At 41.1% G+C, this 14040-nt stretch carries 13 protein-coding genes; 9 read left to right on the top strand and 4 right to left on the bottom strand.

What is annotated here, in order from left to right; genetic code table 11:
• Positions 1-64: 64 nt before the first annotated feature.
• From OWEHO_RS12660 to OWEHO_RS12635, 6 genes are all read left to right on the top strand, one after another.
• Positions 65-2656, top strand: coding sequence for a DUF5686 and carboxypeptidase regulatory-like domain-containing protein (locus OWEHO_RS12660; protein ID WP_014202880.1), 2592 nt, complete (start codon positions 65-67; stop codon positions 2654-2656).
• A 188-nt stretch (positions 2657-2844) separates the two neighbouring features.
• A complete protein-coding gene (locus tag OWEHO_RS12655) occupies positions 2845-3177 on the top strand; it encodes a PadR family transcriptional regulator (protein ID WP_014202879.1) in 333 nt (110 codons plus the stop codon).
• Positions 3178-3825 carry a hypothetical protein gene (locus tag OWEHO_RS12650; RefSeq protein WP_014202878.1) on the top strand — a complete coding sequence of 216 codons (648 nt, stop codon included), beginning with the start codon at positions 3178-3180 and terminating at the stop codon, positions 3823-3825.
• Positions 3826-3904: 79 nt separating this feature from the next.
• The gene (locus tag OWEHO_RS12645) at positions 3905-4894 is read left to right on the top strand and encodes a bifunctional phosphoglucose/phosphomannose isomerase (RefSeq protein WP_014202877.1); all 990 of its coding nucleotides are present in this window, start codon (positions 3905-3907) and stop codon (positions 4892-4894) included.
• On the top strand, positions 4876-5598 hold the full coding sequence (lipB, locus tag OWEHO_RS12640; RefSeq protein WP_014202876.1) for a lipoyl(octanoyl) transferase LipB: 723 nt from the start codon (positions 4876-4878) through the stop codon (positions 5596-5598). The genes OWEHO_RS12645 and lipB overlap by 19 nt, the downstream gene beginning before the upstream one ends.
• A 45-nt stretch (positions 5599-5643) precedes the next feature.
• On the top strand, positions 5644-6783 hold the full coding sequence (locus tag OWEHO_RS12635) for a serine hydrolase domain-containing protein (protein WP_014202875.1): 1140 nt from the start codon (positions 5644-5646) through the stop codon (positions 6781-6783).
• 3 nt (positions 6784-6786) lie between these two features.
• Here the strand turns inward: OWEHO_RS12635 and OWEHO_RS12630 are convergent, their stop codons facing one another.
• The 3 genes from OWEHO_RS12630 to OWEHO_RS12620 all read right to left on the bottom strand — a co-directional run bounded on the left by OWEHO_RS12630 (position 6787) and on the right by OWEHO_RS12620 (position 8573).
• Positions 6787-7413, bottom strand: a complete 627-nt coding sequence (locus OWEHO_RS12630; protein ID WP_014202874.1) for an outer membrane beta-barrel protein — start codon at positions 7411-7413, stop codon at positions 6787-6789.
• Positions 7414-7513: 100 nt separating this feature from the next.
• On the bottom strand, positions 7514-8191 hold the full coding sequence (locus tag OWEHO_RS12625) for a VOC family protein (RefSeq protein WP_014202873.1): 678 nt from the start codon (positions 8189-8191) through the stop codon (positions 7514-7516).
• The gene (locus OWEHO_RS12620) at positions 8181-8573 is read right to left on the bottom strand and encodes a (deoxy)nucleoside triphosphate pyrophosphohydrolase (protein ID WP_014202872.1); all 393 of its coding nucleotides are present in this window, start codon (positions 8571-8573) and stop codon (positions 8181-8183) included. The genes OWEHO_RS12625 and OWEHO_RS12620 overlap by 11 nt, the downstream gene beginning before the upstream one ends.
• Before the next feature lie 28 nt (positions 8574-8601).
• On the opposite strand from OWEHO_RS12620, the gene uvrC reads away from it, so the two are divergent.
• The 3 genes from uvrC to OWEHO_RS12605 all read left to right on the top strand — a co-directional run bounded on the left by uvrC (position 8602) and on the right by OWEHO_RS12605 (position 13342).
• Positions 8602-10407, top strand: a complete 1806-nt coding sequence (uvrC, locus tag OWEHO_RS12615; RefSeq protein ID WP_014202871.1) for an excinuclease ABC subunit UvrC — start codon at positions 8602-8604, stop codon at positions 10405-10407.
• Between the two features lie 3 nt (positions 10408-10410).
• Positions 10411-12600: a patatin-like phospholipase family protein gene (locus OWEHO_RS12610; RefSeq protein ID WP_143764597.1), complete on the top strand. Its 2190-nt coding sequence runs from the start codon at positions 10411-10413 to the stop codon at positions 12598-12600.
• A 61-nt stretch (positions 12601-12661) separates the two neighbouring features.
• Positions 12662-13342: a Crp/Fnr family transcriptional regulator gene (locus OWEHO_RS12605; RefSeq protein WP_014202869.1), complete on the top strand. Its 681-nt coding sequence runs from the start codon at positions 12662-12664 to the stop codon at positions 13340-13342.
• Here OWEHO_RS12605 and OWEHO_RS12600 read toward each other — a convergent pair.
• On the bottom strand, positions 13339-14007 hold the full coding sequence (locus tag OWEHO_RS12600; RefSeq protein WP_014202868.1) for a nitroreductase family protein: 669 nt from the start codon (positions 14005-14007) through the stop codon (positions 13339-13341). The two genes, OWEHO_RS12605 and OWEHO_RS12600, sit on opposite strands and share 4 nt — an antisense overlap.
• Positions 14008-14040: the final 33 nt, after the last annotated feature.

The following is a 14040-nucleotide window of genomic DNA, read 5'->3' as shown; positions in this document are numbered from 1 at the left end:
TTCAAAGGAGAGCCGCCAGTTTTCATCAAATTTTCTGATATTCCCGTCCCTTTTACTAACGTCCATGAAACTCCCCTTAGTTTTCGCTTTTCTTATTTGCTTTACCTCCGCTTTTGGGCAAGGCATCCGAGGATTGATTACCGATGAAAACAATGAGCCCATGCCTTATGCTTCCATTTACATAAAGCAAAAAGGCACCGGAACCAGCTCCAATATTGATGGTAGATATGAACTGAGATTACCTCCGGGGAAATATGAAATCACGTATCAGTTTGTAGGTTTTACTACACAGCAAAAAACTGTAACCATAGATAACACCATCAAGGTAGTGGACATTAAGCTACAGCCACAAACCGAGAGCTTGCAGGAAGTAGCGGTGACTGGAAGCACTGAAGACCCGGCTTACTCCATCATGCGTAAAGCCATTGCCAAAGCGCCTTACCACCTTTTGCAGAATGACGGTTACACGGCCGCGGTGTACATGAAAGGCACTGGTGGCCTTGACAAAATCCCGGGGATGTTTCAAAAAACCATGGAAAAGGATGGCGTAGATACTTCACGCGTTTTCACCTCCGAATCCGTAAGCGAGGTAAGTTTTGAGAGGCCAAACACTTTTAAAGAAAAGGTGATTTCTGTGCGCACCTCAGGTGAAGATTTGGATGGTGCCAACCCTAACTCTTTTGTAAATGCTAGCTTTTACCAGCCCAAAGTTGCGGAATCTATTTCCCCATTTTCGCCCAAGGCTTTCTCCTACTATCGCTTTCGCTACCTCGGCAATTTTGTAGACCGCGGTTATAAAATTCACAAAATAGAAGTGAAACCACGCTCGGGTGGTGAGCAAGTTTTTGAAGGTTTATTATATGTGCGAGATGAGTTTTGGAACATTCACAGCTTGGAGCTCAATACCAAAGTGCAGTTTTTAGACCTTAAACTCGTGCAGTTTTTCGCCCCCGTTCAGGATGAAATATGGATGCCCGTTACCCAGCAATTTGATTACAAAGCCACTATTTTCGGGTTTTCAGGAAAGTATAAATACATGGCTTCGGTGATTAATTATAAGGTTAAAAAAAATGATGAGCTGGACGAAACCGTGATTCTTGTTGATGAAAAAATTGAAGAGGCACCTGAAGAAATTGAGGCCATCAAAAAAGGAAATGTCGATAAAGGTCTGGAAGAGGTTTTTGCCGAAGACAAAGGTGTAAGCCGGAAGCAGTTTAGAAAACTGATGAAGGAATACGAGAAAGAAGAGAAAAAGGAAAGTGGAACAGAAGACATTATTTCGGACTACGAATACAAGATAGACTCGCTGGCCGCTCAGCGTGATTCCGCTTACTGGGCCAATATTCGCAGCGTGCCGCTTACGCAAAAAGAAATTGACAGCTACAGAAAAGATGACAGCATATATGTAGCCGAAAAGCAAGATTCCACAAATCCGTACAACCCGAGGCGTTTTGACTTTGGAGATTTACTAATGGGTGGTCGTAGCCAAATCACCGATAGCGTCATTCTCACCACACCTGGTATTATTCCTCGCTTTCGCTTTAATACCGTAGAAGGTTTCAATCTGGATTTGGAGGCAACTTTAAACCTTTATGAAAACAAAAAGTACCATTGGTCAATCACGCCAACCGTACGCTATGGCTTTTCCAGCACAGAGCTTTACGCCAAGTTGAACACAGGACTTACTTATGGCACAATAGAACAACGCACCAGCTGGAATCTTGAAGGCGGCCATTTCATCAATCAGTTTTATGAAAATTCAATCAATCCATTTATCAATACGGTTTACACACTGTTTGTGGAGCGCAACTACATGAAACTCTATGATCAGGATTACGTAAAACTCAGTTGGGATAGAAACTTCAGGTACAAATGGAGGGCAAACGCTTCGTTACAATGGGCCTCCAGAAACAGCCTTAACAACACCACCGACTTTGGTTTCTTTAGGTATGACAAGTATCATTATACCAGCAATGATCCGGTAAATGTGGAGAATGCCCCCGTTACATTTGAAAACAGCAAAGCCCTAACCAGCAAAATAAATGTGGCTTGGAAACCCTGGCTAAAGTTTAGAAAATACAACGGCATGCTTCGTCCGGTTGAAGAATCTTCACCTGAGTTTCGCTTGGCCTACAATGCGGGTTGGGACAATATCTTAGGAAGCACCGTCAATTTTCAGCAATTGGAACTTGGCGTAAAAACTTCTTTTGACTTAGGTGTTCGCGCCACTTTTGATATCGATGCCCAAATGGGAACTTTCTTCAATAATGATGGAATGCTCCTCACCGACTTCAAGCATTTTAACGGTGGCCTTACCGAGATTGCGCCATTGAGCGTTACGGGCAATTATCGCCTTTTGGATTACTACAATTACAGCACGCAGCAACAATATATTTCGGCTCTGTCCTACATCCGCTTTCGCAAATTTCTATTTACCCAATTGCCCTTGGTGCGCCTAAGTGGAGTGAAGGAAAACCTTTTTGTAAACTATCTAAAAACCACCAACTCGCCACACTACACAGAGATCGGTTATGGTATTGATAATGTGTTCCGCATTTTCCGAATAGAGTTTGTACAAAGCTTTGATGGAATCGACCCATTAACTTTTGGGATCCGGGTTGGTGTTGGCTCGCTTATTCAAGTTGACCGCAGGTAGATTAGTGACAGGTCACTTTTTCACGCAAAGCCGCAAATGTTTTAAGACTAAATATCAGCGCTTACCAGCGAAATCAACGCGCTATCTAACCACTGAACACACGGAGTTTTGCTGAGTTTTCTTTGCTGCTTTGCGACTTTGCGTGACACAGCTTTTCATGCCTAAGAATTTTAGGTATCTTCGTCTTCATGAAAGACAACTCACTTTTGAAGGGTGCTTTATCCACACTTATTTTAAAACTATTGGCTGATAATGGCCAGATGTATGGCTATGAAATTATCCAAAAAATAAAAGAAGCCAGCGCTGACCAAATGCAAATTACCGAAGGTGCACTATACCCAGCTCTACACAAAATGGAGCAAAACGGACTGCTAAAAAGTGAGCTTCGCCCTGTTTCGGGAAGAACTCGAAAATACTATTCCCTTAGCCCAAAAGGTCAAAAAGCTACTCAAAGTAAACTAGATCAACTTCAAGAGTTTTTGAGTTCTATTCAAATGATCATTCAACCAAAAGCGAATTAAATGGAAGCCAAGAAAATTGAAGCCATAAAAAAATACCTCAGTTTTTATGACGCTAAATACTACGATGTACAGGCCGAGCTGATTGATCATTTTGCCACAGCCATCGAAAAATACCAGAGAGAAAATCCTGAGCTTAATTTCAGAGATGCTTTTAAGAAAGCTCATCAAGCCTTTGGTGGTAAAAAAGGAATTTGGAAATATTTAGATGGCATTGAAAGAGATGTCCGAAAGAAAACCAATCGCATGTTGTTTTCTCTAATGCTACAGTTTATGCACTGGCCTTACACAATTCTTACTGCGCTTATTGTTTTAGGTTGGTATTTCTTGTTTCTAAACATTGCGGTAGACCCGGACTATATATACTTTTTCTCAATAATTGTAGGTGCAATTATGGTTTGGGGCATAAATGCATATAGGCTTAAAGATGTGAAAATGTATATGCCTCGCCAAGCCAATCGATCGCTAGGACTCATACTTTATCTTGCTATTTTTCTGCCAGGCAATCACCTAATTGCTTTTAATGATTACCCAAGCCACATTTTACTAGTTACCTATTTTAGTTTGATGACCTTTATTTTTGTTTCTATTCTAAGGTTACCCGACCTAGCCATCAAGGAAACACTAAAATTGTACCCCGAAATCGCATAAATGTATTAATTCAGCGAAAGCAGTAGTGGCTCTTTCAATTTTCGTGTTAGATTTGAACCATCGATAAAACCAATCACGCGTGAAAGACCTTATTTCCAATTTCGCTGAACATATTTCGGACGCTTTAAACAGCATCCAGTCTTCCAATCTTAAACCTGCTGAGCGCCCGATCAAAAATGTGTTGATCACAGGGCTCGGTGGATCTGGTATTGGTGGAACTATCGTGGCTGAGCTAGCAGCTCCTACTTGTTCGGTACCCATTACGGTAAATAAGAACTACAGCATCCCTGGTTTTGTTGATGAAAACACTTTGGTGATTGCCTGTTCATACAGCGGAAATACCGAAGAAACACTGAGCGCCACCCGTGAAGCTTTGAAAAAGAAAGCACAAGTTGCTTGCATCACCTCTGGTGGTGAATTATATCAAATGGCTCAGTCTGCAGGATGGAACACACTTACCATGCGCGGTGGAAACCCTCCACGAAGCATGTTTGCTTTTTCGTTTTCCTACCTCAGCTATATGCTTAGCCATTACAAGCTTATCGATCTTGATGTCATTGCTGGTCTGGAAAATGCAGTAAACCTTATCAATGGTGAAGAAGCTTCCGTACTCATTGAAGCTGAGCAATTGGCCAGTCGCTTGCGCGGAAAAACAGCCATCATTTACGCCATAAGCGGAAGCGCGGGTATAGCAGCACGCTGGCGCCAGCAGCTAAACGAAAATGCAAAAATGCTAGCGTGGGAAGCTGAAATTCCTGAAATGAATCACAATGAACTGGTAGGATGGGAAGGTGGAAGCGCGCAGTATGCCCCGGTTTTTCTCCGTCATGACAATGATTTTGACCGCAATCAAAAGCGTATTGAAATCATTAAAAATATAATTGGCGAAAAGACCAACCACATAAATGAAGTATGGAGTAAAGGCAATGGCCCAATAGAAAAAACCTTGTATCTGGTGCACTTTGGCGATTGGGTTTCTTACTACCTTTCGGAATTCAATAAAGTGGACATTATGGACATCAAATCCATTGACCTGCTAAAGTCCGAGTTATCAAAAATACCGCTGTAAATACCGAAGTTCTCTTTCAGGATTTAGGTCTTATTGACTACCAAAAAGCCTGGGATTATCAAGAGGAATTGTTTGACAAAACTGTTCAATCGAAGTTTCACAACCGCAAAGTTTCGGAAGTCGAACATATTGTTACACAAAACCATTTGCTGTTTTGTGAGCATCCTCATGTGTACACTCTAGGTAAAAGTGGTAAGCCTGAGCATTTATTAATAGCCCCCGAAAAACTTCACGAAGTTGGAGCTACCTATTATAAAATCAATCGCGGTGGAGATATCACCTATCACGGCCCTGGTCAGCTGGTCGGCTACCCAATACTAGATCTCGACCACTTCTTTCCCGATGTTCATAAATACCTACGCTATCTCGAAGAAATCTTTATTCGCATTTTGGCTGATTATGGCCTTCAAGGGGAGCGCTCACCCGGAGAAACAGGCGTATGGCTGGATGTGGGCAAACCCAATGCACGTAAAATATTAGCACTTGGCGTAAAAGCCAGCCGTTGGGTTACCATGCATGGTTGGGCTTTTAATGTAAATACAGACCTCCATTATTTCAAAAACATTATTCCTTGCGGGATAGACGATAAAGACGTTACATCTCTTGAAAAAGAATTGGGCCATAAAGTGCCCATGGAGGAGATAAAGGATAAGGCGAAGAGGTATTTTGCAGAAGTGTTTCAGGTATCTCTGCGATGTGACTAATCCTTAATTTATTTTCATACATTTTGCCATCAACACAAGCTCATTATGAAAACTCTATCTCGAATTCTAGCTTCAATCTTCCTTATCATACTACTTCTAGTTTTGGGTCTCTTTATCACCGGAAATGAATTTCTGGTAAAAGGCGTTTGGGCAACATACCTTCATGGTGAAAAAACTGCTACCATTGATGACGACCGGTTTTTTGAAACACGAACAGTGGCGGCCAACAACCCTGAACCTTGGCCCATACATAAAAGGTACAATGCAGTAAAACTTAGCGATGAGCTAAATTCCACTTTGCAGGAATCGGAATCAGTAGCTTTTGTGGTGGTAAAAAATGACAAACTTCTTTTTGAGCAATATTGGGATGGATATAGTGACACCAGCCATAGCAACAGTTTTAGTATGACAAAAAGCATTATCACTATACTTACCGAAATTGCGATTGAACAAGGCTACATTAAAAGCTGGAATGAAAAGGTAAATACTTTTCTCCCTGAACTAGAGGGTCCTTATGCTAATGATCTTGAGCTATGGCACCTTAGCACCATGACCGCTGGACTTCAGTGGAACGAGCACTACACCAATCCCTTTGACATAACCGCAAGAGCTTATTACGGAAATGACATTGCCTCCCTTATATATCGGGAGGTTCCTGTAGTTAATAAGCCGGGCGACACCTATAATTATCAAAGTGGAGCCCCTCAGTTATTGGGCTTGGTTTTATCCAAAGCAACTGGCAAAACAGTAAGTGAATTTGCTTCAGAAGTCCTTTGGTCAAAAATTGGAGCCATGCATGATGCTTCCTGGCACCTAGATAATAAAGATGGAAATGAGCTTACCTATTGCTGCTTTAATTCCAACGCGAGAGACTTTGCTCGTTTAGGTAAGCTTATGCTCAATTATGGAAACTGGGATGGAAATCAAATCTTGGATTCAACATTTGTTGCCAAAGCAGGCCATGGTGTAGGTGTAGATTATTACGGATGGTCATTTTGGATATACAATGATTTGAACACACCTATTTATTATTTCCGTGGGATATTGGGTCAATACATAATAGTATTCCCTGAAAAGGATTTGGTAGTGTGCCGCCTTGGAAAACGGAGGCTAGAAGACGAAGACAATCACCCTAAAGACTTTAAAGTGATTGCTCGAGAAAGCCTAAAATATTTTGGATACTAAAAATTACAGTCGGATACCTACACAAAAAGTAAGTGTGTACTGGTTTGAGCTAGATGACTGTACATTAGGGTTACTAAACTCAACATAATCAGAAAGGCCAAACTCATAATCTAAATCAAAGGTAAACAGCATAAGATCTACACCTGCGCCAACTACTCCCCCCACAGTTACATCCTTATAATTTCCTCGTTTCAGTACAAAATCATCATCACTATCTACTTTTACAGGAAAGTTAAAAGCTGGACCGACATTAGCGTGGATTGAGATTAAATCCGTTGTGAAGATGCGAATTCCCATAAGAGTTCGAGCCTTAATTGATTCCACCTTTACATCCGTTTCATAAGTTGTTCTGCCATCAGGCAAAAGGCTCGATTCTACCACCGTATACTTAGTATTGTACTGAAAGTAAGATACTCCAGGCTGAAAAAACACATGTCCCTGTCCCATTCTAAGATCGATGCCAAAATTGTAACCGGCCCTTCCCGACTGAGAAACTCCTTCCAACTCGTCAGTAAGTCCAGAAATGTTGATACCAAATTGTGGGTTGATGTAAAGACGTTTATCAGCAGGCTGAGCAAACAAGCCGGATGACACGACCAATAACACGAGTAGTGTTTTTATTAATTTCATGATGTAGAGATGTTTAGAGTTTTCAATAGCACTTCCATTTCACAGTGCATAATTAAGAAACTTCCATTATCCTAAAATGTTTGATTGAGTAAAAGTGGACTTACTTTTCCTCCTCCACTCCAAGCATTCCACTCTCCATCCTTAGTGTATACGTCTTCTTTTCGTTTTCAAACAGCACCTTTAAAGGGTATGCTTTGGCTGCTTCATCGGTGGGGAACCACGTTTTCTCAGCTTTGTCTACGATTATAAAAAGGCCTTCATCATCACCTGAAGCACAAAATGTGCTCGCATCACAATCAAACTTTTGCAGGCTAGACTCTTGACTGATTATCTTGAAAGCTTCACTTACCTGAAATACAGGAACTCCAACTTCACTAATATTTATGATGTCTTTTTCATTAAAAACAGTGCGTGACTTGGACTTTATGCGCTCGCGTCCAATAAACTCCACCACATTGCCTGCAGGATCTAGAAAGTAAATAGCCAGTGCCTTCCAGTTAGAAAAGTCTTGAATCTTACCATCCTTGGTTTCTATGATGTCTACCTTTTTATCCAACCAATGAAGAGCCTTATTAATAGAATCAAAAGGAATATTTACAGCAAAGTGGTAGTACGATTTTTTGAGTCTATTCTCCAAAAAGGTAAGTTTGGAGTCGCCCATTTGCAGGGTTATTGACTCATCACTTTCTTCCACCACATCAAAAGCAAACTTGTTTGTATAAAAGTATTTCTGCTCTTGTAGGTTGGCACAGTCTAAAGTCAAATGTTTAATTTTCATAGACGCGTTTCAGGTTATTTACTACCTCTCGATCGGCTCCCAGAACATTTAATTCGGTAAGCTCATTAATAGCTAACCACACAAAATCCAAATGTTCATTCAGATTCAAAGTTCCTGAACGAATTTCACAAATAATAGGAACTAAAGCAATCTTTTTGTTGGGATACTGCCAGTCTACTTGTGTTAATTTTTTCAATGGTTCAACCTCAATTTGAAGCTCTTCCCATATTTCACGGGTAATTGCAGCGTAATCAGTCTCGTCATTTTCCACCTTGCCTCCGGGAAATTCCCAATGGTAGGAATGGTCCATTTTGCCACTTCGTTGGGTAAGCAAAAGTTTTCCATCAGCATTCTTTATAATCGCACAAACTACTCGTATCATTACTCACAATGATACCTATTTTTGTGCAATGGCTTCAGACAAAATCAGCAACATACTTCGCAGCCTTCCCAATAAGCCGGGAGTGTATCAGCATCTGGATAAAAACGGGAAAATACTCTACATAGGTAAGGCCAAGGATTTACGTAAGCGCGTGTCATCTTACTTTACCAAAAGTCATGACAATGCGCGCACGCACATGCTTGTACGCAAAATTGAAGACATCAAAACCATTATTACCGAAACGGAATTTGACGCCCTCCTTCTGGAAAATAATCTGATAAAAGAATACCAGCCGAAGTACAATGTAAACCTGAAAGACGATAAAACTTATCCTTGGATTTGCATCAAAAAGGAGCGCTTTCCGCGAATATTTTCAACGCGTAATCAGGTAAAAGATGGCTCTGAATATTATGGCCCGTATGCATCAGTAAAAGTGATGCGCACTGTGTTGGATCTCATTAGACAACTTTATCACATTCGCACTTGCAAACTAGCTCTGTCAGAAGAAAATATAGATGAAGGCAAGTTTAGAATTTGTCTGGAATATCACATTGGCAATTGTAAAGGCCCTTGTGAAGATCGCCAAAGCGAAGAAGAATATTTGAAAGATATTGAAGCTTCTCGCGATCTGATTAAGGGAAACCTGAACTCTGTAAAAAAGATGCTGACCAAGCAAATGCATACTCTGGCCGAGGAACTCAGGTTTGAGGAAGCTCAAAAGGTGAAGGAGAAAATTGACATGGTAGAAAAGTACCAGGCGCGATCTACCGTGGTTCACCCCACCATCACAGATATTGACATCTTTTCCGTGACAACCGATGCCGAGTATGGCTATGTAAATTACCTTAAAATTATAGATGGTGCCGTGTTGCAATCGCACACTGTAGAACTAAAAAAGAAGCTTGACGAAACTGCTGAGGAGCTACTTGAAATGACCATCCCTGAAATTCGTGAGCTTTTTCAGAGCACATCCAAAGAGGCCTATCTTTCACATAAAATTGACTTAGAAATTCCGAACCTAAAACTTACCGTGCCTCAGCGTGGCGACAAAAAGCATTTGGTGGATTTGAGCCTAAAAAATGCACGCTACTTCCGCATGGAGAAGTTGAAAAATATTCAAATTGTAGACCCGGATCGCCATGTGAACCGACTGATGCAGCAGATGAAACAGGATCTTCGAATGAGCGAAGAACCTCGTCATATTGAGTGTTTTGACAATTCAAACATACAAGGAACCAACCCTGTGGCCGCTTGTGTCGTGTTCAAAGATGGAAAGCCCAGCAAAAAAGATTACCGCCATTTTAATATAAAAACGGTGGTGGGCCCGGATGACTTTGCCAGTATGGAGGAAGTAGTTTTTAGACGATACAATAGATTACAAAATGAAGGAGAACCTTTACCACAACTCATCGTAATTGATGGAGGTAAGGGTCAGCTAAGCGCTGCCCTAAAAGCTTTGGAAACCCTTGGACTTCGCGGGAAAATTGCCATCCTCGGAATTGCCAAACGTCTTGAAGAGCTTTACTTTCCGGGAGACAAATATCCGCTCTACTTAGACAAACGATCTGAAACATTAAAAATAATACAAAGGCTGCGTGACGAAGCTCACCGATTTGGAATTACCCATCACAGAAATAGAAGAAGTAAGAACACATTTAAATCAGAACTTGACCAAATTGAGGGAATTGGGCCGGCCACAATAAAAGACCTGTTGAGCAAGTTTAAGTCCGTAACAAAAGTAAAAGAGGCCTCTCAGGAAGAATTAACAGAAGTAGTGGGACACGCGCGAGCCACGCGAATTATCGCTTACTTTGCTAAAGACCAAAAACAGTAAATAGTGTTTCGGAAACTCCTCCTCACATTTTCTGCAATACTAATCATGGCCAGCCCGGGCCAAGGTCAAAACAGCGACACCTGCGACATTTCTATTGGATTGGTTCTTAGCGGAGGAGGTTCAAAATCTCTTGCACAAATAGGCGCCCTTAGGGTAATTGAAGAAGCTGGGGTAAAGATCGACTACATAGCTGGCACAAGCATGGGGGCCATAATTGGCGCACTTTATTCCTTGGGCTATTCCGTAGATGAGATTGAGGAATACATGCGAAAAGTGGACTGGGATGCTCTTCTCAACAATGAAATCCCAAGAAACCGGCTTAGCTATTTTGATAGAAAATCAGATTCTCGATATCTTCTCACACTGCCTGTGCACGATGGAAAAGTAAACCTTCCTACCGGGCTCAATTATGCACAATACATTTTAAAACAACTGAACTACCTTACCCAGCAATGCCATCAGTATGCTGATTTTTCTGAATTCCCTATTCCCTTTTTGTGTGTAGCCACCAACTTGGAAGATGGTAGCATGAAAGTATTCGAAGAAGGAAACCTTTCCGATGCCCTACGTGCCAGTGCTGCTTTCCCTTCGCTTTTTACCCCCTATGAAATAGATGGCGAACTCTATGCTGACGGTGGTTTGGTTAACAATTACCCAGTAGAACCTTTGAAAGAAAAGGGTATCGAATACATTATTGGTGTGGACGTGCAGGACTTTTTATATAAGAAGGATGAGCTTAATTCTGTAATGCGTATTCTTGAACAGACCTCATCATTTGTAAACGCGCGCCAGTACCAAGATCAAATACAATTTACTGATTTACTCATAAAACCAGACTTGCATGAAGCAAGCATCACCACTTTTGACTTATTCGACACTATAATAGCCCGTGGCGAAAAAGCTGCGCGTGAGCAACTTGCTCCACTCTTAGCATTGGCAAAATCAGATACTTCTGCACCAATAAATCGCGCTCAGTGCACAGCTCTTCCGCTTGATACTTTTTATGTAGCTGACATAAAAATAGAAGGGATTAAAAGCTCTAGTGAAGAATTCATTTTAGGCAAACTACGCGTAAAAGAAGGGCATGTATGTACCATTGAAAAACTTGATCGTGGTTTGGATCAGCTCTATGGTTCCAAGTATTTTAAGCATGTAAACTACTCACTCACACCAGTAGATACCGGCTATCGCATTACCCTTTCTGTAAAAGAAGAAGAAGCACTTACCCTTTTTCGCTTAGGCCTACATTATGATGACGACTTTAAAACCGCCCTGTTGCTCAATTATACCCAGCGCAATATTCTTTTCAAAAACTCTCGTTTTTCAGCGGAAATAGCTTTAAGCCAAAATCCCCGTGCCAATATTCATTATTATGTTGATCGCGGACTTGTGCCCACTCTTGGTTTTAGTTTTAGAACCAACCGCTTTACATATCGTATTTATGATGAAAACCGGGATCCCGTTGCTCAAAGTAATTACTTTGACTTTAGTACAGATTTATTCTTGCAGTCTACCATATATGATGCCTTTGCCATTGGCGCAGGTATTGAGTTTGATGGAGTAGTTTTATCAGATGATTTATCCAAAATACAAACAGATACCGGCTATAGTAGCTATCTGAACTACTACGGCTTTATAGATTTTGACTCTTTCAATGATGCTAACTACCCTACTCACGGCTCTAAGTTTTCGGCCAAGGCAAAAATTATTGGTCGTCAAGAAAAGTTTAACACTTTTTATGAACCCAGCTCAGTAATTGATGTTGAGTTTCGGCAAGCCATGAGTTTTGGCAAAAGGGTTTCTATGGTTGCGGGGTCAAAATTTATAACCACAGTTGGTCCTGATTTAGACTATCCTTACAATATCTTTTTGGGGAGTATGGGTAAAAATTACATTAACTATATCACCCCTTTTATTGGTTATCGCTACATGGAATTAATCGGCCGCACCGCACTTGTTGTAAGGGTTGACCTCAACATTGAGTTTTTAAAAAACCACTACGTCATGGTTAAGGCCAACGCAGGAAAACTGGAGAACTCCATCCAAAACACGCTTGAGTCCAACATAGTGCTGGATGGATATAGCTTGGGGTACAGTTATGATAGCCCGATCGGGCCTCTTGAGATAAGTGTAGCCGGTAGTACAAACCACAAGGATGTATACTCATACGTCAGCCTTGGTTTTTGGTTTTAATAATAAACAGATTCGGCCTCGTTTTTGTTAACTTCACATCACCTCAAAAATAGTATACCCCATGAGTGAAAGTCACCAATTTTGGATGTTTAATGATGTTAACCTGTTTCAGGTAATGTGCCCCAGTAAACTTACCCACCACCCTGCCGCCCAGGATGGCCATAAAGTTTATTCAAAAGGCGAAACTATTTACTTTACAGATGATCCCGCAAACACTCTATATCTGATAGCGAGCGGCAAAGTGCGTATTCTCAATTACTCTGAAGATGGTGACGAGGTGGTAAGAGCAATACTTGGAAAAGGGGAAATGTTTGGTGAGCTTGCCCTATTGGGTGAAGATAAAAGAACTGAAATAGCAGAAGCTATGGATGATGAAACGATGGTATGTTCTGTTCACACCGATTACCTTCAGGAGCTCATGCAGGATGATGCTGAATTCACTTTCAAAATATACAAATGGATTGGCCTTCGTATGAAAAAGATGGAGCGTAGGATAGACAATCTCATCTTTAAAGATGTCCGTTCCCGGCTAATGGATTTTATAAAAGAAATGGCTCAGGAAAAAGGCAAACAAACTGATAATGGCATCGAGGTGGAACACTTTTTTACCCACAAAAATTTAGCAAACCTCATTGGCACCTCCCGCCAAACGGTAACCACCACCCTTAATGAACTTAGAGATGAAGGCTTAATTGATTTTAGCAGAAGACAAGTAATTATCAAAAAGCCAAGCGCTTTTTAAAGAAACACACTCACTTCATCCAAGGGCTTTCTTTCCAAATCTGGAACTTGCGCATGTGAAGACGGGTAACCCACCGGCAACAGTAAAAACGGCTTTTCATTAGCGGGGCGCTCTAGTATATCTGATAAAAAATTCATCGGGCTTGGAGTATGTGTAAGCGTTACCAAACCAGCATTGTGAATTGCCGATATTAAAAACCCACTCGCGATTCCCACAGATTCCTGAACATAATAGTTCTTAGCTCTTCCTTCTGGCAATTCATCATACACCTTTTTAAAAACTACAATCAACCAGGGAGCATTTTCTAAAAAAGGCTTGGACCAATTCGTACCTAATGGAGCTAAATCCTTGAGCCACTCTTCAGTAGCACGGTTATTATAAAAATCCATTTCTTCCGCTTCAGCTGCAGCTCTAATTTTCTTTTTGAGCTCTTTGCTATTTACGGCCACAAAAGTCCATGGCTGCTTGTGCGCTCCACTAGGTGCGGTACTTGCCGTTTTTATGAGGTTTTCAATTACCTCTTTCGGTACATCCTTCTCCTCAAACTCACGAACCGACCTTCGCAAGTTTAAAAAATCATAATATTCTGCACTCTTTTCTAGTATCTGATCAGAAGAAAGAACAGGCCTTTTGTAAGGAACTGTTTTAATTGGGTCATCATTCATTTGGAGTCACAACTATTTATAATGACCAATATA

It is taken from the genome of Owenweeksia hongkongensis DSM 17368, from assembly GCF_000236705.1.
GTDB classification, from domain to species: Bacteria; Bacteroidota; Bacteroidia; order Flavobacteriales; family Schleiferiaceae; genus Owenweeksia; species Owenweeksia hongkongensis.
This window is presented reverse-complemented; position numbering and strand designations above follow the sequence as displayed.